The 26,466-nt window shown below is 62.8% G+C and carries 28 protein-coding genes, 1 pseudogene and 1 riboswitch; of the genes and pseudogenes, 15 read left to right on the forward strand and 14 right to left on the reverse strand.

Going from position 1 to position 26,466, the window contains the following annotated elements; translation table 11 throughout:
* Positions 1–46: 46 nt before the first annotated feature.
* Positions 47–1,033 (reverse strand): NAD(P)/FAD-dependent oxidoreductase, encoded by a 987-nt coding sequence (locus BLR26_RS25905; protein ID WP_045195999.1) that lies wholly within the window; start codon positions 1,031–1,033, stop codon positions 47–49.
* Positions 1,034–1,219: 186 nt separating this feature from the next.
* On the opposite strand from BLR26_RS25905, the gene BLR26_RS25910 reads away from it, so the two are divergent.
* Both BLR26_RS25910 and hemH read left to right on the forward strand, forming a co-directional pair.
* A complete protein-coding gene (locus BLR26_RS25910; RefSeq protein WP_093387946.1) occupies positions 1,220–2,125 on the forward strand; it encodes a TIGR01777 family oxidoreductase in 906 nt (301 codons plus the stop codon).
* 13 nt (positions 2,126–2,138) lie between these two features.
* Positions 2,139–3,152, forward strand: a complete 1,014-nt coding sequence (gene hemH / locus BLR26_RS25915; RefSeq protein ID WP_045196002.1) for a ferrochelatase — start codon at positions 2,139–2,141, stop codon at positions 3,150–3,152.
* A 62-nt stretch (positions 3,153–3,214) separates the two neighbouring features.
* Here the strand turns inward: hemH and BLR26_RS25920 are convergent, their stop codons facing one another.
* A complete protein-coding gene (locus tag BLR26_RS25920) occupies positions 3,215–4,489 on the reverse strand; it encodes a uracil-xanthine permease family protein (protein ID WP_093387948.1) in 1,275 nt (424 codons plus the stop codon).
* 2 nt (positions 4,490–4,491) lie between these two features.
* On the reverse strand, positions 4,492–5,130 hold the full coding sequence (upp, locus tag BLR26_RS25925) for a uracil phosphoribosyltransferase (RefSeq protein ID WP_045196006.1): 639 nt from the start codon (positions 5,128–5,130) through the stop codon (positions 4,492–4,494).
* Positions 5,131–5,294: 164 nt separating this feature from the next.
* Here upp and BLR26_RS25930 point away from each other — a divergent pair, with 164 nt between their 5' ends.
* The 3 genes from BLR26_RS25930 (at position 5,295) to BLR26_RS25940 (ending at position 6,767) form a co-directional block, all read left to right on the forward strand.
* The gene (locus BLR26_RS25930; RefSeq protein ID WP_010225758.1) at positions 5,295–5,852 is read left to right on the forward strand and encodes a hypoxanthine-guanine phosphoribosyltransferase; all 558 of its coding nucleotides are present in this window, start codon (positions 5,295–5,297) and stop codon (positions 5,850–5,852) included.
* A gap of 86 nt (positions 5,853–5,938) precedes the next feature.
* Positions 5,939–6,406 carry a hypothetical protein gene (locus BLR26_RS25935; RefSeq protein ID WP_093387950.1) on the forward strand — a complete coding sequence of 156 codons (468 nt, stop codon included), beginning with the start codon at positions 5,939–5,941 and terminating at the stop codon, positions 6,404–6,406.
* Between the two features lie 70 nt (positions 6,407–6,476).
* A complete protein-coding gene (locus BLR26_RS25940) occupies positions 6,477–6,767 on the forward strand; it encodes a PA4642 family protein (protein WP_045196010.1) in 291 nt (96 codons plus the stop codon).
* A 52-nt stretch (positions 6,768–6,819) separates the two neighbouring features.
* On the opposite strand, the gene mqo is transcribed toward BLR26_RS25940, so the two are convergent.
* Positions 6,820–8,325 (reverse strand): malate dehydrogenase (quinone), encoded by a 1,506-nt coding sequence (mqo, locus tag BLR26_RS25945; protein ID WP_045196012.1) that lies wholly within the window; start codon positions 8,323–8,325, stop codon positions 6,820–6,822.
* Positions 8,326–8,930: 605 nt separating this feature from the next.
* A complete protein-coding gene (locus tag BLR26_RS25950; RefSeq protein WP_045196014.1) occupies positions 8,931–9,164 on the reverse strand; it encodes a hypothetical protein in 234 nt (77 codons plus the stop codon).
* Positions 9,165–9,338: 174 nt separating this feature from the next.
* Here BLR26_RS25950 and BLR26_RS25955 point away from each other — a divergent pair, with 174 nt between their 5' ends.
* Positions 9,339–9,923 (forward strand): YajG family lipoprotein, encoded by a 585-nt coding sequence (locus BLR26_RS25955; RefSeq protein ID WP_038997150.1) that lies wholly within the window; start codon positions 9,339–9,341, stop codon positions 9,921–9,923.
* 63 nt (positions 9,924–9,986) lie between these two features.
* On the opposite strand, the gene BLR26_RS25960 is transcribed toward BLR26_RS25955, so the two are convergent.
* Positions 9,987–10,193 carry a hypothetical protein gene (locus BLR26_RS25960; RefSeq protein ID WP_045196016.1) on the reverse strand — a complete coding sequence of 69 codons (207 nt, stop codon included), beginning with the start codon at positions 10,191–10,193 and terminating at the stop codon, positions 9,987–9,989.
* A 169-nt stretch (positions 10,194–10,362) separates the two neighbouring features.
* Between BLR26_RS25960 and BLR26_RS25965 the strand changes: the two genes are divergently transcribed.
* A complete protein-coding gene (locus tag BLR26_RS25965) occupies positions 10,363–10,623 on the forward strand; it encodes a hypothetical protein (RefSeq protein ID WP_045196018.1) in 261 nt (86 codons plus the stop codon).
* 48 nt (positions 10,624–10,671) lie between these two features.
* On the opposite strand, the gene BLR26_RS25970 is transcribed toward BLR26_RS25965, so the two are convergent.
* Positions 10,672–11,835 (reverse strand): 1-acyl-sn-glycerol-3-phosphate acyltransferase, encoded by a 1,164-nt coding sequence (locus BLR26_RS25970; protein ID WP_045196020.1) that lies wholly within the window; start codon positions 11,833–11,835, stop codon positions 10,672–10,674.
* 124 nt (positions 11,836–11,959) lie between these two features.
* Here BLR26_RS25970 and BLR26_RS25975 point away from each other — a divergent pair, with 124 nt between their 5' ends.
* The 3 genes from BLR26_RS25975 to BLR26_RS25985 are packed head-to-tail and all read left to right on the forward strand — an operon-like array spanning position 11,960 to position 13,038.
* Positions 11,960–12,142 carry a CPXCG motif-containing cysteine-rich protein gene (locus BLR26_RS25975; protein ID WP_045196022.1) on the forward strand — a complete coding sequence of 61 codons (183 nt, stop codon included), beginning with the start codon at positions 11,960–11,962 and terminating at the stop codon, positions 12,140–12,142.
* Entirely contained in the window at positions 12,142–12,402 is a 261-nt protein-coding gene (locus BLR26_RS25980; protein WP_038997143.1) for a putative signal transducing protein, read from the forward strand. Before BLR26_RS25975 ends, BLR26_RS25980 begins: the two co-directional genes overlap by 1 nt.
* 12 nt (positions 12,403–12,414) lie before the next feature.
* The gene (locus BLR26_RS25985; RefSeq protein ID WP_045196024.1) at positions 12,415–13,038 is read left to right on the forward strand and encodes an SOS response-associated peptidase; all 624 of its coding nucleotides are present in this window, start codon (positions 12,415–12,417) and stop codon (positions 13,036–13,038) included.
* Between the two features lie 57 nt (positions 13,039–13,095).
* Here the strand turns inward: BLR26_RS25985 and BLR26_RS27835 are convergent, their stop codons facing one another.
* Together BLR26_RS27835 and BLR26_RS27840 are read right to left on the reverse strand one after the other, a co-directional pair.
* Positions 13,096–13,938 carry a methyl-accepting chemotaxis protein gene (locus tag BLR26_RS27835; protein WP_371128693.1) on the reverse strand — a complete coding sequence of 281 codons (843 nt, stop codon included), beginning with the start codon at positions 13,936–13,938 and terminating at the stop codon, positions 13,096–13,098.
* Positions 13,939–13,950: 12 nt separating this feature from the next.
* Positions 13,951–15,237 (reverse strand): annotated as a pseudogene (locus BLR26_RS27840) (HAMP domain-containing protein); the annotation flags it as partial.
* A gap of 155 nt (positions 15,238–15,392) precedes the next feature.
* On the opposite strand from BLR26_RS27840, the gene BLR26_RS25995 reads away from it, so the two are divergent.
* The gene (locus BLR26_RS25995) at positions 15,393–16,208 is read left to right on the forward strand and encodes a M48 family metallopeptidase (RefSeq protein WP_045196578.1); all 816 of its coding nucleotides are present in this window, start codon (positions 15,393–15,395) and stop codon (positions 16,206–16,208) included.
* 63 nt (positions 16,209–16,271) lie between these two features.
* Here BLR26_RS25995 and BLR26_RS26000 read toward each other — a convergent pair whose 3' ends face one another.
* The 5 genes from BLR26_RS26000 to BLR26_RS26020 all read right to left on the reverse strand — a co-directional run bounded on the left by BLR26_RS26000 (position 16,272) and on the right by BLR26_RS26020 (position 20,099).
* On the reverse strand, positions 16,272–16,859 hold the full coding sequence (locus tag BLR26_RS26000) for a TMEM165/GDT1 family protein (protein ID WP_045196027.1): 588 nt from the start codon (positions 16,857–16,859) through the stop codon (positions 16,272–16,274).
* An 88-nt stretch (positions 16,860–16,947) separates the two neighbouring features.
* Positions 16,948–17,067, reverse strand: a riboswitch (yybP-ykoY riboswitch).
* 39 nt (positions 17,068–17,106) lie between these two features.
* Positions 17,107–18,105: a class I SAM-dependent methyltransferase gene (locus BLR26_RS26005; protein ID WP_045196029.1), complete on the reverse strand. Its 999-nt coding sequence runs from the start codon at positions 18,103–18,105 to the stop codon at positions 17,107–17,109.
* Between the two features lie 51 nt (positions 18,106–18,156).
* Positions 18,157–19,119: a 2-hydroxyacid dehydrogenase gene (locus BLR26_RS26010; RefSeq protein ID WP_045196031.1), complete on the reverse strand. Its 963-nt coding sequence runs from the start codon at positions 19,117–19,119 to the stop codon at positions 18,157–18,159.
* Between the two features lie 20 nt (positions 19,120–19,139).
* Complete coding sequence (locus tag BLR26_RS26015) at positions 19,140–19,508, reverse strand: MerR family transcriptional regulator (RefSeq protein ID WP_045196033.1); 369 nt, start codon at positions 19,506–19,508, stop codon at positions 19,140–19,142.
* 12 nt (positions 19,509–19,520) lie between these two features.
* Positions 19,521–20,099 carry an NAD(P)H-dependent oxidoreductase gene (locus BLR26_RS26020; protein WP_093387955.1) on the reverse strand — a complete coding sequence of 193 codons (579 nt, stop codon included), beginning with the start codon at positions 20,097–20,099 and terminating at the stop codon, positions 19,521–19,523.
* A 147-nt stretch (positions 20,100–20,246) separates the two neighbouring features.
* On the opposite strand from BLR26_RS26020, the gene BLR26_RS26025 reads away from it, so the two are divergent.
* From BLR26_RS26025 to BLR26_RS26040, 4 genes are all read left to right on the forward strand, one after another.
* The gene (locus BLR26_RS26025; RefSeq protein WP_045196037.1) at positions 20,247–20,876 is read left to right on the forward strand and encodes a LysE family translocator; all 630 of its coding nucleotides are present in this window, start codon (positions 20,247–20,249) and stop codon (positions 20,874–20,876) included.
* A gap of 129 nt (positions 20,877–21,005) precedes the next feature.
* The gene (locus tag BLR26_RS26030; protein ID WP_045196039.1) at positions 21,006–22,688 is read left to right on the forward strand and encodes a fatty acid--CoA ligase; all 1,683 of its coding nucleotides are present in this window, start codon (positions 21,006–21,008) and stop codon (positions 22,686–22,688) included.
* A 334-nt stretch (positions 22,689–23,022) separates the two neighbouring features.
* On the forward strand, positions 23,023–24,921 hold the full coding sequence (locus BLR26_RS26035) for a DUF1302 domain-containing protein (RefSeq protein ID WP_045196041.1): 1,899 nt from the start codon (positions 23,023–23,025) through the stop codon (positions 24,919–24,921).
* A gap of 27 nt (positions 24,922–24,948) precedes the next feature.
* On the forward strand, positions 24,949–26,313 hold the full coding sequence (locus tag BLR26_RS26040; RefSeq protein ID WP_093388214.1) for a DUF1329 domain-containing protein: 1,365 nt from the start codon (positions 24,949–24,951) through the stop codon (positions 26,311–26,313).
* Positions 26,314–26,466 lie beyond the last annotated feature (153 nt).

Below are 26,466 nucleotides of genomic sequence, written 5' to 3' on the forward strand. Positions count from 1 at the left end.
GTCGAAAATGTCAGGCGGGGCTGAACAGGAGCAGCCCCGGCAGCTGTTACTCCAGATGCTCAAGCAGCCGACGGGCCGCTTCCTGGCCGCTGAGCCAAGCGCCTTCGACCCGGCCCGACAGGCACCAGTCGCCACAGGCATACAGGCCCAGGTCAGCGTCGGCCAGGGCGCCCCATTCGTGATTGCTGGCCGGGCGGGCATACAGCCAGCGGTGGGCGAGGGAGAAGTTCGGGGCGGGCACCACGCAGCCGACCAGCTCGGCGAAATCGCCCCACAGTTGCTCGATCACCGCCTCCTTGGGCAGGTCGATGTGCTGCTTGCTCCAGCTGGAAGTGGCATGCAACACCCAGGTGTCCATGTGTTCGTCGCGCCCGGGTTTGCTCCGGTTGCGCGCCAGCCAGTCGAGGGCGCTGCCTTGTACGAAGCAGCCTTGCATCGGGGTGTCGAGCGGGGTGTCGAACGCCAGGGCGATGGCCCAGGTCGGGTCCATCTGCACGCCGGCGGCAGTGGCGGCCAGCTTGGGCGCAGCACTGAGCAACTGGGTGGCCTGAGGCGCCGGCACGGCGACTACCACCCGGCTGAACGGCCCGTGGCTGCAGCCGTCGGTGTCCTGCAGGTGCCAGTACTTCTGGCCGCGATAGACTTCGGCAATACGGCAGCTGAAGTTTACCGTGACATCCTTGAGCAGGCCGCGGGTGATGGCGCTCATGCGCGGCACGCCAACCCAGCGCGTCTGCTCGTCGGGGGAGGGGCTCAGTACGCCATCCTGATAGTGATACAGCTGCGGCTTCCATTCGGCCGCCCAACCGGCCGCTACCCATTGCTGCAACTGGTCGACAAAGCGCCGGTCGCGGGCCGTGAAGTACTGGGCGCCGAGATCAAGGGCGCCGGCATCGCTGCGTTTGCTGGCCATGCGTCCGCCGCTGCCGTGGCCCTTGTCGAACAAATGAACGGTCTGCCCGGCCTTTTGCAACGCCTGGGCGGCGGACAGGCCGGCGATACCGGCCCCGATGATGGCAATAGGTACAGTCATGATGGCCTCTTCGAACCTAATGGTTGCAGACTACGCTGCCCGGCAAACCTGTACAATGCACGAATCCTGTATAAGATGATTCCGCTCGTTACCACAGGTTGGCCTATGTTTATCCGAGAGCGATCGGTCAAAAAAGTGCCTTGTTGTTAAAAATAGACCACTGGCGCGCCATGCGAGGACACAGCCATGCATATATTGCTGACCGGCGGTACCGGGTTGATCGGCCAACACCTGTGTCAGCACTGGCTGGCCCAGGGACATCGGCTGACGGTATGGAGTCGGCGCCCTGAACAGGTGGGCAAGTTGTGTGGCTCCGGGGTGCGTGGCATAGCCCGGCTCGATGAGCTGGCCGATGACGACGGCGTGGACGCGGTGATCAATCTGGCCGGCGCACCGATTGCCGACCGGCCCTGGAGCTCCAGCCGTCGCGCCTTGCTCTGGGCCAGTCGTATCACTTTGACCGAGCAATTGCTGGCCTGGTTGGAGAAGCGTCAGCAGCGCCCCGAGGTACTGATCTCGGGTTCGGCGGTAGGCTGGTATGGCGATGGTGGCGAGCGCGAACTCACCGAGGCTTCGCAGCCGGTCAAGGAGGATTTCGCCAGCCAGCTGTGCATCGCCTGGGAAGAAACCGCCATGGCCGCACAACCGCTGGGGATTCGCGTGGTGCTGGTGCGTACCGGGCTGGTGCTGGCGAGCGAGGGCGGCTTTTTGTCGCGCCTGCGCCTGCCGTTCAAACTCGGGCTGGGCGGGCCTATCGGCGACGGTCGGCAGTGGATGCCGTGGATCCATATACACGACCAGATCGCCCTGATTGATTTTCTCTTGCAGCACAAGGATGCCAGCGGTCCTTATAATGCCTGCGCCCCGGAGCCGGTGCGCAACCGCGAGTTCGCCAGGCGTCTGGGCCGGGCCCTGCACCGCCCGGCATTGATGCCGATGCCGGCGCTGCTGCTCAAGGCCGGGCTGGGCGAATTGTCGACCTTGCTACTGGGCGGGCAACGGGCGCGGCCGGTACGTTTGCTGGCGGCCGGTTTTACCTTCCGCTTCAATGATCTGCAATCGGCCCTGGATGAACTGTCCAGGCGCCTCTGAAATAGGACGTTGCATGACCGATCACGCTTTGCTGCTGGTCAACCTGGGTTCACCGGCCTCCACCTCTGTCGCCGACGTGCGCCGGTACCTCAATCAGTTTCTCATGGACCCCTATGTCATCGACCTGCCGTGGCCGGTGCGGCGGCTGCTGGTGTCGCTGATCCTGATCAAGCGCCCGGAGCAATCGGCCCATGCCTATGCCTCGATCTGGTGGGACGAGGGTTCGCCGCTGGTGGTGCTGACCCGCCGCCTGCAGGCCGCAATGCGCGAGCAGTGGAGCCACGGCCCGGTGGAAATCGCCATGCGCTACGGCGAGCCTTCGTTGCCGACGGTGCTGACGCGCCTGGCCAGCCAGGGCGTGAAGAAGGTCACCTTGGCGCCGCTGTACCCGCAGTTTGCCGACAGCACCGTGACCACGGTCATCGAGCAGGCGAAACAGGTGATTGGCGAGCACAAGCTGCCGCTCGAGATGGCGATTCTGCAGCCGTTCTACGACAAGCCGGAATACATCGACGCCCTGGTAGCCAGCGCGCAGCCATACTTGCAGGAAGATTACGATCACCTGCTGCTCAGCTTCCATGGCCTGCCCGAGCGACACCTGAAAAAACTCGACCCCACCGGCAAGCATTGTTTCCAGGACGCCGATTGCTGCCGCACCGCTTCGCCCGAGGTGCTTGCGGTCTGCTATCGCGGCCAGTGCCTGCGCACCGCCCAGGCGTTCGCGCAGAAGATGGGCATCCCCGACGGCAAGTGGTCGGTGTCGTTCCAGTCAAGGCTGGGGCGGGCGAAGTGGATCGAGCCGTACACCGAAACGCGGTTGGACGAGCTGGGCAAGTCAGGGGTGAAAAAGCTGCTGGTAATGTGCCCGGCGTTTGTCGCCGATTGCATCGAGACCCTGGAAGAGATCGGTGACCGCGGGCGCGAGCAGTTTGTCGAGGCCGGCGGCGAAGAGCTGGTGCTGGTGCCGTGCCTGAATGATCACCCGCAGTGGGTGCAGGCGTTGAAGGGGATGTGCGAAGAGGCTTGAGGGCCTCATCGCGGGTCTAGCCCGCTCCCACAGACTGCTTGGGAGGGGGCTAGACCTTCAGATCAAGGCAACTGATCGTCCAGCGCCTTGTTCTTCCAGCTGTCGTTACCCGGCAGCAGCAGGTTCAAGGCAATAGCCACCACCGCGCACAGGGCGATGCCCTTCAGGCCCCAGTCATCGGGGCCTGTGCCGCTACCGATCAGCACGCCGCCGATACCGAACACCAGGGTTACCGACACGATCACCAGGTTGCGCGCTTCGCTGAGATCGATCTTGTGGCGGATCATGGTGTTCATGCCCACCGCCGCGATCGAGCCGAACAGCAGGCAGAGGATGCCGCCCATTACCGGCACCGGAATGCTCTGCAGCAGCGCGCCGAACTTGCCGATGAAGGCCAGGGTGATGGCAAAGATTGCCGCCCAGGTCATGATCTTCGGGTTGTAGTTCTTGGTCAGCATCACCGCGCCGGTCACTTCGGCGTAGGTGGTGTTGGGCGGCCCGCCGAACAGGCCGGCAGTGGTAGTGGCGATGCCGTCACCGAGCAGGGTGCGGTGCAGGCCAGGCTTTTTCAGGTAGTCGCGGCCGGTCACGCTGCCCACCGCAATCACCCCGCCGATGTGCTCGATCGCCGGCGCCAGGGCCACCGGTACGATGAACAGGATCGCCTGCCAGTTGAACGCTGGCGCGGTGAAGTGCGGCAGCGCCAGCCAGGGCGCGGCGGCGATCTTGGCGGTGTCGACCACGCCAAAGTAGAACGACAGGGCAAAGCCCACCAGCACCCCGGCAATGATCGGCACCAGGCGGAAGATACCCTTGCCGAACACCGCGACGATCAGGGTGGTCAGCAGCGCCGGCATGGAGATCATCATCGCGGTGCCGTACGGCAGCAGCTCGGCGCCGTCACCGGCCTTGCCCATGGCCATGTTGGCGGCAATCGGCGCCATTGCCAGGCCGATCGAGATGATCACCGGGCCGATCACCACCGGTGGCAGCAGGCGGTCGATAAAGCCGGTGCCTTTGATTTTTACCGCAAGGCCGAGGAAGGTGTAGACGAAGCCCGCCGCCATGACCCCGCCCATGGTCTCGGCCAGGCCGAACTGGCCCTTGGCGAGGATGATCGGAGTGATGAAAGCGAAACTCGAGGCCAGGAATACCGGCACCTGACGGCCGGTCACTATCTGAAACAGCAGAGTTCCCAAACCCGCCGTGAACAGCGCGACGTTGGGGTCGAGGCCGGTAATCAGCGGCATCAATACCAGCGCGCCAAAGGCGACGAAGAGCATCTGCGCGCCGGAGACGACCTGGCGCCAGAGCGGGTCGTTGAACTCATCCTGCATGTTCAGGCGTCCTTCTGCTTGGTACCGAAGATCTTGTCACCGGCATCGCCCAGGCCCGGGATGATGTAGCCGTGCTCGTTCAGGCACTGGTCGATCGAGGCGGTGTAGATCTGCACATCCGGGTGGGCTTTCTCGACCACGGCGATGCCTTCGGGGGCGGCAACCAGGACCATCGCGCGGATGTCCTTGCAGCCGGCCTTTTTCAGCAGGTCGATGGTGGCGACCATCGAGGCGCCGGTGGCCAGCATCGGGTCGATAATCAGCGCCAGGCGCTCGTTGATCTCCGGGGCGAGTTTTTCCAGGTAGGTGTGCGCTTCGAGGGTCTCCTCGTTGCGGGCCACGCCCACGGCGCTGACCTTGGCGCCCGGGATCAGGCTGAGCACGCCGTCGAGCATGCCGATGCCGGCGCGCAGGATCGGTACTACAGTAATCTTCTTGCCGGCGATCTTCTCGACCTGGACCTTGCCGCACCAGCCGTCGATTTCGTAGCTTTCCAGCGGCAGGTCTTTGGTTGCTTCGTAGGTCAGGAGCGTGCCGACTTCCTGGGCGAGCTCGCGAAAGTTCTTGGTGCTGATGTCGGCGCGGCGCATCAGGCCGAGCTTGTGGCGGATCAGCGGATGGCGGATCTCACGGGTAGGCATAGGGAAAAGCTCCGGGGGGCGGGCAAAAAAACCGCGCTAGATTAATCTATTCAGCCATGCATGTCCTCAGACTTACTGGACGTTAGTCCAGAAATGCTTGATCTGATGCGACGGGATGCGTACCTTTGCCCGCTTTTCTCAATTGCCGCCCCTTGGAGAGCGCCATGTCCGCCGATCTCGAGCACATCCGTCAAGTCATGCGCGAGGCTGACTGCCTGCACACCGAAGCCGAAGTCGAGGCCGCCATCGCCCGCGTGGGCGCGCAAATCACCGAGGTGCTGGCCGACAGCAACCCGGTAGTGTTCTGTGTGATGAACGGCGGCCTGATCTTCGCCGGCAAACTGCTGACCCATCTGCAATTCCCGCTGGAATCGTCCTACCTGCACGCCACCCGCTACCGCAACCAGACCAGCGGCGGCGACCTGTTCTGGAAGGCCAAGCCGGAAGTCTCGTTTATCGATCGTGACGTGCTGATCATCGACGACATTCTTGACGAAGGTCATACCCTCAGCGCAATCATCGATTTCTGCAAGCATGCCGGTGCCCGCGCCGTGCACACTGCCGTGCTGATCGACAAGGACCACGACCGCAAGGCCAGCGCCGACCTCAAGGCCGACTTCTGCGGCTTGAGCTGTGTTGACCGCTATGTGTTCGGTTATGGCATGGACTACAAAGGCTACTGGCGCAACGCTAACGGTATCTACGCTGTAAAGGGTCTCTGAGGTCCACAGGCGGGGCCGGTCGACCCGGCTTGCCCCGTTTGCCTTACCCCATGCTAGAGTGCCAGGCTGCCCCCAAGGAGCCTGACATGCGTGCGATTTTCCCCCTGCTGTTCCTGCTGAGCATGCCGCTGGCCGCGGCGCCCCTGCACAGCCAGTTCCTGCCGCCCGACGACCTCGGGCTGCGTAAGGAAGTTGCCGATTCGCAGCAGTTGCTGCAGGTCACCAGCTATTCGGTGGTAGTGGGCAACCAGCGCCAGTCCAACCAGCAACCGATTCCGGTCACCTCACCGTTGATTCTGCGCCTCAAGGGCAAGCCGCTGAGCAAGGGCGCGACCATCAGCCAGGTACTGGTCAGCTTCGATGCCGAAAGCAAAAGCCTGAAAAAGCCGGTGTTCGACGACAAAAGCAAAACCCTCACACTCAACTACCCGCTGGCCCAGTACCGGGTGATGCTCGACCTGCTGCGCAACGATACCGTCTATGTGCAGTTCCTCAGCTACCCCAACGGTCACATCTGGGCCGATCTGCATACCGGAAGCTTACGCGCGCGTTGAGTGCCGGCGTTGCCCGGGGGTAAACTGCCGGCCCGTGAAAATGTCCGTGATGGTTCAGTTGGAGTCGGCAATGCGTAAAGACAAGAAGCAAGTGATTGGTGATGAGATCAGTGATGACTACATTAAGTCGTTCCTGCAATACGAGCCGGCCGATGGCGTAACTTCGCCTTCGCATCACAAGCTGATCAAGGGCTACCGCGGCCTGCGCGTCGATGACTTCGAGCGCTATGTCGGCTTCTTCGTCGAGGCTGGTTATGACCTGGACGGCAAGGACGAGCACGGTAAGACCTTCGTCGAAGCCATCGCGGATCAGCGCAATGCGCCCGAGTACACCGAGATCATCGACAAGGCTCGCGGCTGATACCAGCGCCCATAAAAAAACGCCCCGAAGGGCGTTTTTTTATGCCGGCAGATTATGCGTAGCTCTGCGCCGGGCTGCTTTCGACCAGGCCCAGGGCCTCGTCGTTGTACGCACTGATCTTGTGGTACAGGGCAGCGTCGGTGGCCAGGACCTTTTCCCGGGCCGGGAAAATTTCCTTGAGCTTGGCCGCCCAGGCGCCCTTGGCTTGCTCGGGGAAGCAGCGCTCGATCAGATCCAGCATGATCGACACGGTTACCGAAGCACCAGGGGAAGCACCGAGCAGGGCGGCCAGGGAGCCGTCCTTGGCTGCAACCAGTTCGGTACCGAACTGCAGGATGCCGCCTTTTTTCGGGTCTTTCTTGATGATCTGCACGCGCTGGCCAGCCACTTCCAGACGCCAGTCCTCGGCCTTGGCCTCGGGGTAGAAGCGGCGCAGTGAATCCAGGCGCTGCTCCATCGACTGCATCACTTCGCTGACCAAGTACTTGGTCAGGTCCATGTTGTCGCGGGCCACGGCCAGCATCGGGCCGATGTTGCCCATGCGTACCGACAGCGGCAGGTCGAGGAACGAGCCGTGCTTGAGGAACTTGGTGGTGAAGCCTGCGTACGGGCCGAACAGCAGCGAGGTCTTGCCGTCGACCACGCGGGTATCCAGGTGCGGCACCGACATCGGTGGCGAACCTACCGCGGCCTGGCTGTAGACCTTGGCCTGGTGGCGCTTGACCACTTCCGGGTTGTCGCAACGCAGCCACTGGCCGCTGACCGGGAAGCCGCCAAAGCCCTTGCTCTCTTCGATACCCGACAGTTGCAGCAGCGGCAGGGCCGCGCCACCGGCGCCGAGGAACACGAAGCGGGCATCGACTTCACGGCTGCTGCCGCTGTTGACGTCCTTGATGCTGACGGTCCAGCCGCTGCCGTTACGGCGCAGGCCGGTGACTTTCTTGCAGTACTTGACCTGTGCTTCGGGGGCGTTGGCCAGGTGCTTGAGCAGCTTGTTGGTCAGCGCGCCGAAGTTGACGTCGGTGCCTTTCATGACGCGGGTGGCGGCGATCTGCTGGTCGGCAGGGCGACCCGGCATCATCAGCGGCATCCACTCGTTCATCACCGCCTTGTCTTCGGTGTACTCCATTTCGCTGAAGGCGTGGTGCTGCTTGAGCATCTCGAAACGCTTCTTGAGGAAGCTGATGCCCTTCTCGCCCTCGACGTAGCTCAGGTGCGGCACGGGGTTGATGAACGCCCGCGGCGAGCTGAACGCACCCTTTTTGCTCAGGTAGGCCCAGAACTGCCGGGACACCTCGAACTGGGTATTGATATGCACCGCTTTCTTGATATCGATGCTGCCGTCGGCGGCCTGTGGCGTGTAGTTCAGTTCACACAGCCCGGCATGGCCGGTCCCGGCGTTGTTCCACGGGTTGGAACTTTCCGCGGCACCCGAATCCATCAACTCGACGACTTCCAGCTTGATCGCCGGGTCGAGTTCCTTGAGCAGTACGGCCAGGGTGGCACTCATGATGCCTGCCCCTACCAGTACTACATCGACTGCTTCGTTCTGCGCCATTAACGCGTCTCCAAAATCTTCAGCACCAAATTGACAGCATAGGATCCCTGGCTTGCCAGGATCGCCATGTCCGATTATTCGCAGTTTTTGCAACTTCAGCGGACACCACCAACCGGGCTTTGCGTTGCCTATGAACGCATTTTACAGCCGGTGCGGCAATTCGACTTATGGTCAAGGTATCCGTCGTGCGTTATGGACCGGTTTCAGGCACCCATTGCAAATGAGCGCTGTTGCCAGCTGTTCAGGGCTGTTCGGGACACTTTAGGTGCTTTTGCACATGCCAGACTGTTCATTGCTCGCCACACTCTCGTGAAGTTGTGAAAACCCGTTTTTTCACGCTCTTTTGGAGACGTGAACCTCAAAATGGGCTGCGCGATGGCAGACCCGGCAGGTTCAGGCAGAGCAGATGGCCGGATGACGCAGGCACACTGGCTGGTGCAAGACCTGTGTGGAAGGCTCTCTGTGGGCGGTGCGGGGGATGCGCAATGCTGGGCATTGGCGGTACTGCGAGGCCCGATCAGGAGACGTCCTTATAATCGGGGGGAGATTATAGCGATGTCGCGGGCAGAAAAGCTCTTTATTAGCGACTTTTATTGAGGCAAAACTCAGGCGGCGAGGCTGCGTTGCAGCCAGTTTCCACTGACACGCTTTGAAACACGGGCGCTGGCGGGCAGCGGACGGTTGAGCCAGGCCAGGCGAATTTCGCTGATTTCCACCCAGCCACTGGTCGCCGGGGCCTGCGCGCACTGCTTGAAGGCCTGGCAAAGGCCGTGGGCGTCGAGGCGGGCGAAGCAGCGTTGCGGGTTGCGTTTGAACAGCAGGGCCAGGAGCGAGGACATGGCGGGTATCCCTGTGAAGAACTGAGCCTAGGATAACCGGGCAGTGATGAAACGATTGTGACAGCGAACCGGGCCCGGGGATGCCTGTCTTATTCACTAATGGCACGCCGATAGCTGGGCTGCCCCGTGCTGGTTATACTGGCGGCCTTTGCTGCCTATTCTGGAGAGATGAGCATGTTGCAACGTTTGTTGTTCGGTTTGATCGCGGTGACCAGTCTGACCCTGGCCGGTTGTGCCCACAGCCCGCAACAACTCAGCCCGCAACCGAAACTCAACGCCCAGCTGGCGCCGGTCGGTCATGGCCAGCCAGTGGTGGTCAAGGTGGTCGATGGTCGCGCTTCGCAAACCCTCGGCACCCGTGGCGGCCTGTACCCTGAAACCAGCGCCATCACCGTGACCGGCAACGACATCCTGCCAAAACTGCAGGCCCAGGCCGAAGCAGCTGTGCGCCTGCTGGGCTTTACCCCGACGCCGAACGCCTACAACGCGCCGCAGCTGACCGTGACCCTGGCCGAGCTCAAGTACCAGTCGCCCAAAGAAGGCATGTACGTGACCGAAGCCACCATCGGCGCTACCTTCAAGGCTGACGTGGCCAACGCCAACCGTCGCTACAGCGGCCGCTACGGCGCGTCGCTGGACCAGCGCTTCGGCATGGCGCCGAACCAGGAAACCAACACCAAGCTGGTGGGTGATGTGCTCAGCGATGCGCTGACCCGCCTGTTCAAGGACCAGGCCATCGGCCAGATCCTCGGCGAATAAGCCTCACCAGCAAAAAGCCCGATGTCTGCATGGCAGGCATCGGGCTTTTGTGTTTTTGCAGGTTCAGGCGGCTTCGACGTAGAAGTCCAGCACGCTGATGCCGGTAGGGCCGTCGACCTCGGGCAGGTCTTCATGGGCATGCCCGCCCAGGGCGCAGTACACCAGCCATTGGCGGTCCTGGACGTTGAACGCCAGGCCGTCGATCAACGCCTGCTGCTCATCGCTCTGGGCGATCAGGTAGAGGCGGTCCTGGTTTTCGGCGTGCAGCATGACAAGCTCCGGTGAGTGGCGACGGCCAACAGAGTGGCGTGTCTTGATGACGAGCGTGTGACGCCGGGAATTAATCGTCATTTGTCGCAAAGCACAGGCAAGGGCACGGCGCTTGGGTAGAATGCCCGCCGAGTCGAAAGTATCGATGTACTTCTTTTGAGGTTTTGCGATGTCGTTGCAAGTGATCTGGGGGCTGTTCGCCGCCCATCCGGCCAAGCTGATCAATCTGCTGGCTCTGCTGCTGACCTGCCCGGGCGGCCTGCTGCTGCACAGTGCCCGCCGCCGCGCGGCGCAAACCCTGGCGGGCCTGGCTGGCGATGAAGCGGTGATCGATGGCATGAGCCTGCGCATCAACCGCTTCTACTACATTCTTGGCTTTGCCTTCCTGGCGCTGGCCTTGCTGTTGTCCTGGTTCAGCACCTGGGTGTGAAGCCTGCTCCCAAGTTAATTGTGGGAGCGGGCTTGACCCGCGATAAATTTACAACGCCAACCCCGCCTTGACCCGGTACTGATTGCGTACCGGCATCGCATACTGCTGCACCAGGTACGGCCGCTGTTCGGCCGGGCAGGCGTCCAGGCGGCGCTGCCATTCGGCCTGGGCGCGGGCCAGTTCATCGGCCGCAAACACCTTGGCCGCTGCTGGCACCTCCAGCGCCGGGTCGGCATCGGCCCACTGCGCATAGGCCAGGTAATGCACCGGGAACAACCGGTAGCCGGCCAGAATCTGCCGGTCAATTTCTGCTGCCAGTTGCTTGGTGTCCTCGACGAACTCCGTCACCGGCGGGGCAAAGTTGATGTGCACGCGGCCTTTGTAGCCGGTGATGCCCTGGGCGATGCTGATGTCGTCTTCACCCGGCGCCTTGCTGTAGGTGCCGGTGGTGGCGCGGATATACAGCTCGCGGGCCTTGGCCTGGTCGCAGGGGTCGTACTCGTAGCTGATCGACACCGGGCTCAGGTTCAGCGACTGGATCACGGCGCCAAACGGCTCGTCCTTGCGGCTCATGTGGAACATTTTCAGGATTGCCGAATCGGTACGGTCATCACCATCCTTGGCCCGGCCTTCGGCCTGGGCGATCCAGATCGACTGGCCGTCGTTACGGATCGAATGGTTGATGTAGGCCGACAGCAGCTGGTAAGCCGCGAGCTTTTCCCGCCGGCCGGTGATCGAGCGGTGCACGATGAAGCTCTTGTTCAGGCGCATCATGTCGCTGACGAACGGTTTTTGCAGCAGGTTGTCGCCGATGGCGATGCGCGGGGTCGGCAGGCCGGCGTGGTACACGGCATAGTTGACGAAGGCCGGGTCCATGACGATGTCGCGGTGGTTGGCCAGGAACAGGTAGGCGGTACCGGCCTTGAGCTGCTCGACGCCGGTGTAGGTCACGCCGTCGGTTGCCCGCTCGATGGTATGGTCGACGTAGTACTCGACTTTGTCCTGCAGGGTCGAAACGCAGGTGACCCCGGCAAACTCTTTGCGCAGGCGCCGGGCGATCAGCGGCTTGAGCAGCCAGCCGAAGGCCCCGGCCATGCGCGGGAAGCGGAAGTGGGTGAGGATATCGAGGAATGCCGGGTCGCTGAGCAGCCGTGCCAGAACGGCAGGGACTTCAGCGTCGTCGTACGGTCGGATGGCATCGAATTCGCCCATCATGCTCTCTTGTTGGAAACGGCTAGGGTAATAGGTAGGGCCGGGGTCTGAAAAACGGCTCAGACACACTCAGGGCCTGTAAATAGACCGGCAATTATACGCACAAGTCACTCGGGAGGCCGCGATGCTGGAGACAGCGCTTTACGATTGTCCTTATTGTGGTGAAGAAGTCGAGACGACAGTGGACCTGTCGGGCGGTGATCAGGAGTACATCGAAGACTGTCAGGTGTGCTGCAAGCCGATCCGTTTCGTGCTGCAGGTACATGGCGAGGAATGGATGCTGGACGTTTATGGTGAGAATGACTGATGCAGCGAATCTACGACCCTGAAAGCCTGCTCGAAGCACAAATGCTCATCGGCATGCTCGCCAGCGAAGGCATCACAGTGCACCTGGTCGGCCGCGACCTGATGGGCGCCATGGGCGACCTGCCGATGCACGGTTTGCTCGGTTTGGCGGTGGCCGATGAGCAGGCTGCCTGCGCACGCGAGCTGATCGCCGCGTACAATAGCGCCCAGCCACTTGCCGGCGACGAACCGGAGAACATCCCCGGAACCCTGATTTGCTAGGTTTTTGCCCTCATGTGTGGACGTTATGCGCTGTTTCGCTGGTCTCCCGCCTTTGCTGCCCTGCCGGGATTTCCCAGTGACCAGCAGGCGCAATGGAATATCTCCCCCGGCGCCTCGGTGCTGATCCAGCGCCGCCTCGAGGGTGGCCAGCTGGAGCTGGCGCGGGCACGCTGGGGGCTGACCCCGGCCTGGCTCACCGACTTGTCGCGCACCCCGGCCCACGCCCGCGCCGAAACCCTGGCCGAACAGCCGATGTTCCGTGAGGCGTTTCGCCTGCGTCGCTGTCTGCTACCGGCCAACGGCTTTTACGAATGGCGCGGCACCCAGCGCAAGCGGCCGTACTGGCTGACGCCGGGGGAGGGCTCGTCGTTGTTTTTTGCAGCGATCTGGGAGGCATATCCGGTGCAGGATCAGGTCTGGCTGAGTACCGCGGTGGTAACCCAGGCGGCGCTGAACCAGCGCCGGCCGCTGATACTCGATGAGGCCGGGCAGGCTGCCTGGCTCGATCCCGAAACCCCGCCGGCGCGCTTGTACGAGCTGCTGGCGGGCGGCCAGGCGCCGCTGCGTGAGCGGGTGCTGGCCAATATGGTCAATGATCCCAAGCTCAATGGGCCGGAGTGTCTGACCCCGGCTTAAAAGCACCGCGGGTCAAGCCTGCTCCCTCAGCTGACCCTTTGCTCCGTGGGGCTGGCTTTACACCCTGAACTGATTGATCAAGCGCCGCTGTTGCTCGGCCAGCTTGGTCAGCTCGGCGCTGGCGGTACTCGACTCATCCGCCCCGCCAGCCACCTCGTTGGCCACCTGGCCAATATTGATCACGTTACGGTTGATGTCTTCGGCCACCGCGCTCTGCTCTTCGGCAGCACTGGCAATCTGCGTGTTCATGTCGTTGATCACCGACACTGCCTGGGTAATGCTTTCCAGCGCCTGGGCAGCGCGCGCGGCTTGCTGCACGCTGTCGTCGGTCTTGCCCTGGCTGTCTTCCATGACCCGCACCACATCGCGGGTACCTTGCTGCAGTTGCTGGATCATCTGCTGGATTTCTTCGGTGGCCTGCTGGGTTTTCTGCGCCAGGTTGCGCACTTCATCAGCGACCACGGCAAAACCACGGCCCTGCTCACCGGCGCGAGCGGCCTCGATGGCAGCGTTAAGCGCCAGCAGGTTGGTCTGCTCGGCAATCGCGCGGATGGCGGTGAGGATGGCGTTGATGTTTTCGCTGTCGCGCGCCAGGTTCTGCACCACACCCACCGCTCGGCCGATTTCCTCGGCCAGGGCGCTGATCGAACTGGAAGTATCGCGCACGATCGCCAGGCCCTGGTGTGCGGCCTGGTCGGCATTGCTGGCGGCCTGGGCGGCATGGGTGGCGTTGCGCGCGACGTCCTGGGCGGTAGCGGTCATTTCGTGCACGGCGGTGGCCACCAGGTCGATCTCGGCCATTTGTTTGTGTACGCCCTGGTTGGTGCGAATGGCAATGTCGGCGGTGTGTTCGGAGGAGTCGCTGACCTTCTGCACCGAGGCCACCACCTGGCTGATCATCGCCTGCAACTTGCTCAGGAAGGTGTTGAAACCCTTGGCGATCGAGCCCAGTTCGTCGGCGCGGTCGCTGCTCAGGCGGCGGGTCAGGTCGCCTTCGCCCTGGGCGATGTCATCGAGCATCGCCACCATCTGCCGCAGTGGCCGGGCAATGCCGTGGGCCAGCAGCCAGATCACCAGCAGGCCAAGGGCGGCGATACCCAGGCCGACCACGGTCATGCCGGTGATGTCGGTGCGGCGCTGGTCGCTGAGGTCGCTTTGCAACTTCTGCACATCGGCCATCACCGCGCTGATCGGCAGTTCCAGCAGCAGGGTCCAGCGCGCGTCGGTATTGGCGATCTTGAACGGCAAGTACAGCTCGATGCGGCCTGCGCCCTGGTCGACTTCGTAGTGCAGGTTCTCGCCGCTCAGTTGCGCCAGGGTGGCGGCGGCATTGGCGTCGAGGACGTCGCTGGCTTTCTCGCCGAACTTGCTCGGGTCTTTGGTAAAGGCCACCAGGCGGCCGTTGCCGGACACCAGTGCCAGCTCGCCGGCACCGTCATAGAGCTGGCGGTCGGCGGTATTGAGCAGTTCCTGGATGAAGTTCACCGACAGGTCGGCGCCGGCAATGCCCTGGAACGTGCCGTCGATCATGATCGGCTCGACGAACGAGGCGAGCATCACCACTTTGTCGCCTACCTTGTAAGGTGCCGGGTCGATCACGCAGGCTTTCTTTGATTCCCGCGGGCACAGGTAGTACTCACTGGCGCGCACGCCGGTGGCGAGGACGGTCTGGTCGTTGACGTCGGCCAGTTTGTCCAGGCCCAGGCTGCCGTCTTGATTGCGGAACCACCAGGGCAGAAAGCGCCCGCTGGCGCTGTCGATACCGGTGATCGAGGTGCCGACGAAGCGCGCGTCGTCGTGGTCCAGGGCGTTGCTTTCCCAGCCCAGGTAGGTGCCGAGGATCAGCGGATTGGTCAGTGCTGTCTGCTTGAGCAGGGCGATCATTTGCTGGCGTTCGATCTTCAGCAGCGGATTGCCGCTGGCGTCCTGCATGCCGAGCATGGCGTTGCTGGTAGCCAAGCCTTTGGCAATCAGTAGCGGTGCTTCCAGGCCGCGCTGGATCTCGCTGACCTGGGTCCGCGCCAGGGCGGTCAGGCGCTGCTCGATCACCGCCTCGAATTGCTGCTGGGTGCGGCTTTGCACCAGCTCCTGGGTACGTTCGCCGGAATACACGGCGTACAGCACCAGGGCGGCGACAATGCTCAGGACAATGGCGCCGGCCAGGGCGGCGACGGAAAACTGGATCGACCGGAACTTCATGAGGGGGCTCCAAGCGCAAGGAAAGGCGTCTGCCTTGCGTTATCGGCCCGGCCGGGCGAAAGCATGAGCACCGTCTGGAGAATTCTTCGTCAGGGATATGGCGGGCTCAACGGAGTCGGCCTAGGATACGCGGCATGTTCGAAGGGAGTGTTTTCATGCGTAAGTCATTTGTAATCGGTGCATTGAGCGCCAGCGTCCTGCTCGCTGGCTGCCAGGCGGTGAACACCACCAGCGGCGGCGCCGTGGGTGTCGAGCGTAAGCAATACATGTTCAGCATGCTGTCGACCGATGAGGTCAACCAGATGTATGCCCAGTCCTACCAGCAAACCCTGGGCGAGGCATCCAGCAAGGGTGTGCTCGACAAGACCAGCAACAACGCCAAGCGCGTGCAATTGATCGCTGACCGCCTGATTGCCCAGGCCCCGCAGTTCCGCCCGGACTCGGCGCAGTGGAACTGGGAAGTCAACCTGATCAAGAGCGACGAGCTCAACGCCAACTGCGGCCCGGGTGGCAAGATCTTCGTCTACAGCGGCCTGATCGAAAAACTCAAGCTGACCGACGACGAGCTCGCTGCGGTCATGGGTCATGAAATCGCCCACGCCCTGCGTGAGCATGGTCGTGAGGCGATGTCCAAGGCCTATGGCGTGCAGATGGCTCGCCAGGGCGCCGGTGCCCTGCTGGGCCTGGGCCAGGACAGCATGGCGATCGCCGACACGGTGGTGCAGTACAGCATGACCCTGCCCAACAGCCGCGCCAACGAGAACGAAGCCGACCTGATCGGCCTGGAGCTGGCCGCCCGCGCCGGCTACAACCCGAATGCGGCGATCAGCTTGTGGGACAAGATGGCCCAGGCCTCGGGTGGCTCGCAGCCGGAGTTCATGAGCACTCACCCGGCGTCGGCCAGCCGTCAGGCTTCGTTGCAGGCGGCGATTCCGAAGGTGATGCCGTTGTACGAGCAGGCCCGCAAGTAAAAATCGCAGGTCATGCCCGCTCCCACAGGCCACTGTAGGAGCGGGCTTGACCTGCGATTGTATTCAGCCGATCCAGCCACTGACCTGCATCGCCGAATACACCGCCACCGCGGCCAGGACGAAGAATGCAGCCGACGCCAGGCGGCGGATCAGGGTCAGTGGCAGTTTCTCTGCAGCAAAATTACCCGCCAATACCACCGGCACGTTGGCAATCAGCATGCCCAGGGTGGTACCGATAATGACCATGATCAGGTGCGGATACTGCGCCGCCAGCATCACCGTGGCGACCTGGGTCTTGTCGCCGATTTCCGCGATGAAGAACGCGATCAGGGTGGTCAGGAACGGGCCGAAGCGCCGTGCGGTGCTGGCTTCGTCATCGTCCATCTTGTCCGGGATCAGCGTCCACAGTGCCGTGGCGGCAAAGCTTGCGGCGAGAATCCAGTGCAGGGTGGCGGCGGAGAAGAAGGTGCTGAACCAGGCGCCGACGGCACCGGCCGCGGCATGGTTGGCCAGGGTAGCGGCAATGATACCGGCGATGATCGGCCAGGGCTTGCGAAAGCGCGCGGCAAGGATCAGCGCGAGCAATTGGGTTTTGTCGCCAATTTCGGCGAGGGCCACGATCGCGGTGGGGACGAGCAATGATTCCAGCATCAGGATTCCTACGGGGGCGGGTCGACACGGCTATGACACGTACAGCCTTCCCGCCCCGGGTAAGGTGTTCGTGTCATAGGTCTTGTCAAACCCTGGGTCCGTCTGTGCGGACCGTGGGTCGCACGCGCCATGGTCTGTGGACCAAGTATGTTGACGCGTACCGGGCGAGCTGGGGGCTCGCGGGAGACTACTCCCCTAGGACGGAGCGGATTCTGCCTAGGCAAATCCGTTTCGGCAAGCGCTCTTTTTAACCGCGTGTTGCCTGGTAGATGCGAAAGCCTTGGCCCTCGTCGCGGATCCGGCAGTTGCCCAGGGCCGCTTCGATCAGCGGCTGGTAGCGCAGGAAGCTATTTGCCACCAAGCGCATTTCGCCGCCTTTTTTCAGATGATCGGCTGATTTTCGCAGCAGGTTTTCCGAGGCCTGGTAATTGGTGTGAACACCTGTGTGGAACGGCGGGTTGCTGATGATCACGTCCAGCTCGCGCGGCGCGGCATCGATGCCGTCGCCGCAGATCACCTCGCCTTCCAGACCATTGGCGGCCAGGGTCAGGCGGCTGCTGGCCACGGCAAAGGCGTCGACATCAAGCAGGGTGATGCGGTTTTGCGGATAACGGCGTTTGATCGCCGCCCCGAGAACACCCGCGCCACAGCCAAAATCCAGCACGTGGCCGGTTGGCAGCTGGTCGAGGTTTTCCAGCAGCAGGGCGCTGCCGCGATCCAGGCGCCCATGGCTGAATACGCCCGGCAGGCTGACGATCTGCAGCGGGCCATCGGCCAGCTCCAGCTGGAAATGCTCGGCCAGGCTTTCCAGCGGCCTGGCTTCAGGGGCGTGCTCGACGGTGACCTGCCACAGCTGGCAATGGCGGGCGCTGTCGAGTTTGCGCGGCTTGCCGAAGGCGTGCAGTTGTTTGGCCGCGCCTTCGATGCCGCCGCGTTTCTCGCCGACCAGGTACAGCTGGCGACCGGCCAGGCGCGAGGCCAGGGCGTTGAGCAGGTAATTGGCCAGGTCCCGGGATTTGGGCAAGAACAGCACGGCGGCGTCGAAAGCCTGGGCCGGTGCGTTTACATCGAAGTGGCTGCGCCCGGCGAAGCGTGCCTCGAGCGCCGCCTGGTCGCCGGCGTGCCAGCTCCAGCCATGGGCCGCAGGCAACTTGCCGAGCAGGTCGTCGGCAGGCAAACCGGCCAGCAACAGCGAGCCCTGGAAAAGATCGGCCTGACGAAGCAACACTTCACTGCGCGGGTCCATGGACGGCGACTCCTGAAAAAAGTGGCGCAGTTTACCAGAGCCTGGCCGGGCTTAGACCTGGCGGCGCGGGCTGCCGGCAAAAAACGCCTCGGCGTTCTCGCTCAATTGCTCAACGATACGCTGGCGTGACTCGACCGCGCCCCAGGCGCTGTGCGGGGTGACGATCAGCCGCGGGATATCGGCCGCCAGCAGCGGGTTGCCGTTGACCGGTGGTTCGACACTCAGCACGTCGGTAGCCGCGCCGCCCAGGTGGCCGGCGCGCAGGGCATCGGCCAGGGCCTGCTCGTCGATCAGGCCGCCGCGGGCGGTGTTGATCACAAAGGCGCCGGGCTTGAGCAGGGCCAGTTGGCGGGCGCCGATCAGGTTGCGGGTGTGCTCGTTGAGCGGGCAGTGCAGGGTCAGCGCGTCGACCTGCGGCAGCAGCTCATCCAGCGCAATACGGTCTTCGCGGGGCGGGCGCCCGGGCAACTGGCCAAGCAGTACGCGCATGCCGAAGGCTTCGGCCAGGCGTGCTACGGCGCCACCCAGCTCGCCATGGCCGAGCAGGCCGAGGGTCTTGCCCTCCAGCTCGACGATGGGGAAGTCCAGCAGGCAGAACTGTTTGGCCTGGCCCCACTGGCCGTTGGCGACAGCCTTTTGATAGTCGCTCAGGCGCGTGGCCAGGGCCAACAGCAAAGCCAGGGTGTGCTGGGCCACCGACGGCGTGCCGTAGCCCTGGCAGTTGCTGACCACCACGCCCTGGGCGCGGGCGGCCTGCAGGTCGACATTGTTGGTGCCTGTGGCGGCCACCAGAATCAGCTTCAGCTCGGGGCAGGCGGCGAGGGTGGCGGCGTCGATCATGACCTTGTTGCTGATCGCCACGCTGGCGCCCTGCAGGCGTTCGGCGACCTGCCCGGGGGCGCTGGCCGGATAGAGCTGCAGCTCATCGAAACAGGCCTTGAGGCGATCCAGCGCCAGGTCACCGAGGTCCAGGGAGCTATGGTCGAGAAACACGGCGCGACGGGAGATGGACATAGGGTGGCTCCAGTAAGGGCTCAAGCGTTGTAGGCGAAGCAATCGTAATGGCTGTGCTCAAGGCTGCTTTGCAGTTCAAGCAGGCCTTGCTGTTGCTGCTGCAGTGCCTGGATCTGCGCCTGCAGCTGGGCGCTTTTGCCGGCAATCGCCTGGCGCACCCGCTCGATCGGCAAGCCGGCCTGATCATCACTCACCAGCGCTTGCATCTCCTTGAGACTGAAGCCGAGCTTTTGCGCGCACTTGATCAGGCTCAGCAGGGCGACGCTGTGTTGGTCATACAGGCGATAACGGCCCTGGCGCCTGGGCGCCGGCAGCAGGCCGATGCGCTCATAATGGCGAATGCTTTTGATGGTTGCCCCGGACAGCTGCGCGGCTTTGCCGATGTACATCGAACGTCCTTGTTAGTGCCGGTGAGCCAGCCTGCGCGCCTGCTGCAGCCAGGCATCGCGCTGGCCTGCGCTCGAGCTGATGATGGGGCCAAACGTTAACGTCTTTTGCGTCCTGATTCCACAGAAGCCCAGGGTCGTGCGGCGCATCTGCTGCAGCGCCGGCATGCGGTAGACCCAGCGGTAGTACCAGGGCGGGGTGTCCATGCTCACCAGCAGGTCGGCGCTGCGGCCTTTGAGCAACTGTTCGGGGAAGGGCGAGTTGTTGCGGTACTTGAAGGCAAAGCCGGGCAGCAGGATGCGATCGAGAAAGCCCTTGAGCAGCGCCGGAATCCCGCCCCACCAGACCGGGAAGACCAGCACCAGGTGCTCGGCCCAGCTGATCAGCTGCTGGGCGTGCAGCAGGTCGGGCTCCAAAGCTTGTACCTGTTGATAACCCTCGCGCAGGATCGGGTCGAAGGCCAGCTCGCCGAGCTCCAGCAGGCAGACTTCATGGCCTTTGTCGCGGGCACTGCTGATGTAGCTGTCGCTCACTGCGGCGCAGAAACTGTTACGCGAAGGGTGGCCGAGTATCACCAGGATTCGTTTGTTCATCGAAGGCAGTTCCAGGGGCAAAGCGCTGAGGCTAACGCCTGCCCCAAGGGGGAGAGTCAAGGCGCCAGCACCCACAGGGATTGTTTCAAAGGTCTGCGAGGGCGTAGTGTGTTGCCCCCGTTTGACCTTTTGCCGCAAGGAGCCCCCATGTACTGGGCCGAATTTCTGACTGTCGCGTTGATCCACCTGCTGGCTGTAGCCAGCCCCGGCCCGGACTTTGCCGTGGTGGTGCGCGAGAGTGTTACCCACGGCCGACGCGCCGGTACCTGGACGGCCTTTGGCGTCGGTACCGCGATTTTCCTGCATGTCGGCTATTCGCTGCTGGGTATCGGCCTGATCGTGTCGCAGTCGATCATGCTGTTCAATGCGCTGAAATGGCTGGCTGCCGCCTACTTGCTGTACATCGGCTTCAAGGCCCTGCGCGCCCGCCCGGCCGCGCCTGGCAGCGACGCAGTGCAGGCCTCCACGGTCGAGCGCACACCGCGGGCGGCCTTTGTCGCCGGCTTCATGACCAATGGCCTGAACCCCAAGGCGACGCTGTTCTTCCTGTCGCTGTTCACCGTGGTCATCAACCCGCACACGCCGCTGGCGATCCAGGCCGGTTACGGGTTGTACCTGGCCGTGGCCACCGGCCTGTGGTTCTGCCTGGTGGCCATGCTGTTCAGCCAGCAGCGGGTGCGCGCCGGCTTTGCGCGCATGGGTCACTGGTTCGATCGCACCATGGGCGCGGTGCTGATTGCCCTGGGGGTGAAGATCGCTTTCACCGAAATGCACTGACAATGATGTTCAAACGCCACTAATCCCTGCAGCGGTCAAATCATTCCTTTGGCTGATTTGGCCGCTGTGGAGGCGTTCTAGAGTAAGGCATGTCTTGCCCAGCCTGTGCACTCTAGAAAAGGGACTCCTATGTTGCAGACTCGCGTCATTCCTCCTGCCGAGGACGCTTATCAGTTTCCGCTGTTGATCAAGCGCCTGCTGCTGTCCGGCAGCCGTTACGAGAAAACCCGCGAGATCGTCTACCGCGATCAGCTGCGCTACAGCTACCTGACCCTCAACGAGCGCATCGCGCGGCTGGCCAATGTGCTCACCGAAGCGGGGGTCAAGGCTGGTGACACCGTGGCGGTGATGGACTGGGACAGCCATCGCTACCTCGAATGCATGTTCGCCATTCCGATGATTGGCGCGGTGGTGCACACCATCAACGTGCGCCTGTCGCCGGAGCAGATCCTTTACACCATGAACCACGCCGATGACCGCTTCGTGCTGGTCAACAGCGACTTTGTCGGCCTCTACCAGGCCATCGCCGGGCAACTGACCACGGTGGAGAAAACCCTGCTGCTGACCGATGGCGAGCAGAAAACCGCCGACCTACCGAACCTGGTCGGCGAGTACGAGCAATTGCTGGCGGCGGCCAGCCCGGTCTATGACTTCCCTGATTTCGACGAGAACTCGGTTGCCACCACGTTCTACACCACCGGTACCACCGGTAACCCCAAGGGGGTGTATTTCACCCACCGGCAACTGGTGCTGCACACTCTGGCGGCCGCGACGGTCACCGGCAGTATCGACAGCGTGCGCCTGCTCGGCAGCAATGATGTGTACATGCCCATCACGCCGATGTTCCATGTCCATGCCTGGGGCATTCCCTACGTGGCGACCATGCTCGGCATCAAGCAGGTCTACCCCGGGCGCTACGAGCCGGAGATGCTTTGCGAACTGTGGCGCAACGAGAAGGTGACCTTCTCGCATTGCGTACCGACCATCTTGCAGATGCTGCTCAATGCCAAGGGTGCCCAGCAACAGGACTTCGGCGGCTGGAAAATCATCATTGGCGGCAGTGCCCTGAACCGCGCCCTGTACGAGGCGGCCAAGGCCCACGGAATTCAGCTGACCGCCGCTTACGGTATGTCCGAGACCTGCCCGCTGGTGTCCTGCGCTCACCTCAACGACGAGCTGCTGGCTGGCAGCGAAGACGAATGCATCACCTACCGGATCAAGGCCGGGGTGCCGGTGCCGTTGGTGGAAACTGCGATTGTCGATGGCAACGGCAACTTCCTGGCGGCCGATGGCGAGACCCAGGGCGAACTGGTGCTGCGCGCGCCGTGGCTGACCATGGGGTACTTCCGCGAGCCCGAGAAAGGCGCCGAACTCTGGCAGGGCGGCTGGCTGCACACCGGTGACGTCGCCACCCTCGACAGCATGGGCGTGATCGATATCCGTGACCGCATCAAGGACGTGATCAAGACCGGCGGCGAGTGGATCTCGTCACTGGAGCTCGAAGACCTGATCAGCCGCCACCCGGCGATCCGCGAAGTGGCGGTGGTCGGTGTCGCCGACCCGCAGTGGGGCGAGCGGCCGTTTGCCCTGCTGGTGATCCACGAAGGCCAGAGCATCGACGCCAAGGTCCTCAAGGAACACCTCAAGCCATTCGTGGAGCTGGGGCACATCAACAAGTGGGCGATCCCCAGCCAGATCGCCCTTGTTACTGAAATTCCCAAGACCAGTGTCGGCAAGCTCGACAAGAAGCGCATTCGCCTGGACATCAGCCAGTGGCAAGCCAGTAACAGCACCTTCCTCTCGACCCTGTAATGCCGGGCGGGTCGCGCCTGAAGCGGCGCGACCCGCACGCCAGACGCATGGGCGCCTTGTCAAATGACGAAATTAAGCCATTCTTCCCCCAGCCAGCGTAGTGGCCGGTCATGCAGACCCTGCCAGAGGGGTTGGGATGCAAATCACACTTTAGAGGGATCAAGCAGTTCAACCTGCTGGCTATAGTCGGTTCAGGGGATTTTCAGGAACGGGGGATCGCACATGCATGTGCCCAGCCACTCGTTCGAGCAAAAAGGTGCGCTCACACCGCTCGAGCGATGCGTTTCTGCAAAGGACTCACTGCCATAAAAATAAAGTACATGGAGTAGCGTCGATGACATCAGCAAATCTGTTCTGGCGCCGGGCGAAACTGCCCCTGGCCGTCAGCCTCGCTTCTACGCTCGCCGGTCCTGCATTCGGCGTCAGTTTCAACATCGGTGAAATCGAAGGCTCGTTCGACTCGTCGCTGTCGGTGGGGGCGAGCTGGTCGACAGCCAGCCCGAACAAGAACCTGATCGGCGTCAACAACGGCGGCAAGGGGTTGTCGCAGACCTCCGATGACGGCCACCTGAACTTCAAGCGCGGTGAGACCTTCTCGAAAATCTTCAAGGGTATCCACGACCTGGAACTCAAGTACGGCGATACCGGGGTATTCGTCCGTGGCAAGTACTGGTACGACTTCGAACTCAAGGATGAGCATCGCGAGTTCAAGGACATCAGCGACACCAACCGCAAAGAGGGCGCCAAGTCGTCCGGCGGGCAGATCCTCGACGCCTTCGTCTACCACAACTACTCGATCGCCGATCAGCCGGGCTCGGTGCGCCTGGGCAAGCAGGTGGTCAGCTGGGGTGAAAGTACCTTCATCGGTAACGGTATCAACTCGATCAACCCGATCGACGTGGCGGCCTTCCGCCGTCCGGGTGCCGAAATCAAGGAAGGCCTGATTCCGGTCAACATGTTCTATGTGTCCCAGAGCCTGACCGACAATCTCTCGGGCGAAGCCTTCTACCAGCTCGAATGGGACCAGACCGTCGTCGACAACTGCGGCACCTTCTTCTCCCAGCCGGACATCATTGCCGACGGCTGTACCGATAACCTGCGCGTACTCAACAGTGCCAACGCGTTGCCAGCGGCCGCCCGCGGCTTCCTCGCAAGCCAGGGTGTGGACGTCAATGGCGAAGGTGTGCGGGTCGCCCGTGGCCCTGACCGCGATGCGCGAGACAGCGGCCAGTTCGGCGTGGCCTTGCGTTACATGTACGACCCGCTGGGCACCGAGTTCGGCGCCTACTTCATGAACTACCACAGCCGTGCGCCGATCTTCAGCGCCCACGGTGCCGATCCGCGGGTCTATGCCGGCCTGGCCGGGCTGCCCGCAGCCTTGCGTCCGTTGGCACCGCTGATCGTCGCCGGCAACTCCAGCTACTTTGTCGAGTACCCGGAAGACATCCGCCTGTACGGCCTGAGCTTCTCCACCACCCTGCCTACCGGCACGGCGTGGAGCGGTGAAATCAGCTACCGGCCAAACGCCCCGGTGCAGCTCAACACCACCGATATCCTGTATGCCGGCGTGCGTCCGATTGGCGGCACCCTGGCCAACGCCTCGCTGCTCAACGGGGTGCCGGGCCAGGACCTGAACGGCTACCGGCGCAAGGAAATCACCCAGTTCCAGACCACCCTGACGCACTTCTTCGACCAGGTCATGGGCGCCAGCCGCCTGACCGTGGTGGGTGAAGTCGGCGTGACCCATGTCGGCGGCCTGGAAAGCGCCCACGATGTGCGTTACGGCCGCGACCCGGTCTACGGCCCAGGCCCGCTGCCGGCAACCCCAGGGGCAGGCAATCTCGATACCTGCTCGGCGATCATCAACACCGGCACCATCAACGGCGCAGGCCCTGGCGCTTCGGACGCCAACCGCAGCCGCAACTGCGAGAACGACGGTTACACCACCAGTACTTCCTGGGGCTACCGCGCGCGCGCCATCTGGGACTACCCGGATGTATTCGCCGGGGTCAACCTCAAGCCGAGCGTGGCCTGGTCCCATGACGTGTCTGGCTACTCGCCAGGCCCTGGCAGCAACTTCGAGGAAGGGCGCAAGGCGATCAGCCTGGGCCTGGATGCCGAGTACCAGAACACCTACACCACCAGCCTGTCGTACACCAACTTCTTCGACGGCAAGTACACCACCGTGGATGACCGCGATTTCATCGCCCTCAGCTTCGGCGTGAACTTCTAAGAATTCGGATTCAGGACGACCATGAAGATGAAAACAACCAAGACTCTGCTGCAAGCCGGTGTACTGGGCCTGTCCCTGTTGGCGACCAGTGTCATGGCGGCGGTTTCCGCCGACGAGGCGGCCAAGCTGGGCGCCAGCCTGACGCCGATGGGTGCTGAAAAGGCCGGTAACGCCGACGGCTCGATCACGGCCTGGAAGCCGCTTGCCAAAAGTGCCGGTAGCGTCGATAGCAAGGGTTTCCTTGCCGACCCTTATGGCAGCGAACAACCGAAGTTCACCATCACCGCGCAGAACGTCGACCAGTACAAGGACAAACTGTCCCCTGGCCAGGTCGCCATGTTCAAGCGCTATCCGGACACCTTCAAGATGCCGGTGTACCCGACCCACCGGGGCGCTACCGTACCGGACGCGGTGTTCGCGGCGATCAAGAAGAACGCCACCAGCACCAACCTGGTTGGCGGCGGCAACGGTCTGGAAAACTTCGACACCGCCGTGCCGTTCCCGATTCCGAAAAGCGGCGTCGAAGTGATCTGGAACCACATCACCCGCTACCGTGGCGGCAGCGTGACTCGCCTGGTGACCCAGGCCACGCCGCAGCAGAACGGCTCGTTCAGCCTGGTGTACTTCCAGGACCAGTTCGTCTTCCGCGACCGGATGAAAGATTACGATCCGGCCAACCCGGGCAACGTGCTGTTCTACTTCAAGCAGAAGGTGACGGCGCCAGCGCGCCTGGCCGGTACCGTACTGCTGGTGCACGAGACCCTCGACCAGGTCAAGGAGCCGCGCAAGGCATGGGTCTACAACGCCGGCCAGCGCCGGGTACGGGCAGCGCCACAAGTGTCCTACGACGGCCCGGGTACCGCCGCCGACGGCCTGCGCACCTCCGACAACCTGGACATGTACAACGGCGCGCCGGACCGTTACGACTGGAAGCTGGAAGGCAAGAAAGAGCTGTTCATTGCCTCCAACAGCTACAAGCTTGACGATCCCAAGCTCAAGTACGCCGACATCATCAAGGCCGGGCACATCAACCAGGACCTCGCCCGATACGAACTGCGCCGGGTATGGCATGTGGTCGCAACCCTGAAACCGGGCCAGCGCCACATCTACGCCAAGCGTGACTTCTACATCGACGAAGACACCTGGCAAGCGGCGGTGATCGACCAGTACGACGGTCGCAACCAGCTGTGGCGCGTGTCCGAAGCCCACTCCCAGGACTACTACAACGTCCAGGTGCCGTGGTACACCCTGGAAGCCATCTACGACCTGCAGTCCGGTCGCTACCTGGCCCTGGGCATGAAGAACGAGGAAAAGCGAGCCTACGACTTCGGGTTCACTGCCTCCAAGGCTGACTTCCAGCCTGCAGCGCTTCGCCAGGAAGGTGTGCGCTAAGTTTCAAACCTCCGTGTGATCTCCCAGAACGCCCCGGCTTGCCGGGGCGTTTCTGTTTGCGCATCCGTGTCGGCTGAGCCTTGTCGTTTTTTGTTGTAGTCTTTTTTCCGCAAAGCGCGGCAATTGTCTTCAAATGTGCTGTTTAACCCGCTA

The sequence above is a fragment of the Pseudomonas sp. UC 17F4 genome (assembly GCF_900101695.1).
Taxonomy (GTDB): domain Bacteria; phylum Pseudomonadota; class Gammaproteobacteria; order Pseudomonadales; family Pseudomonadaceae; genus Aquipseudomonas.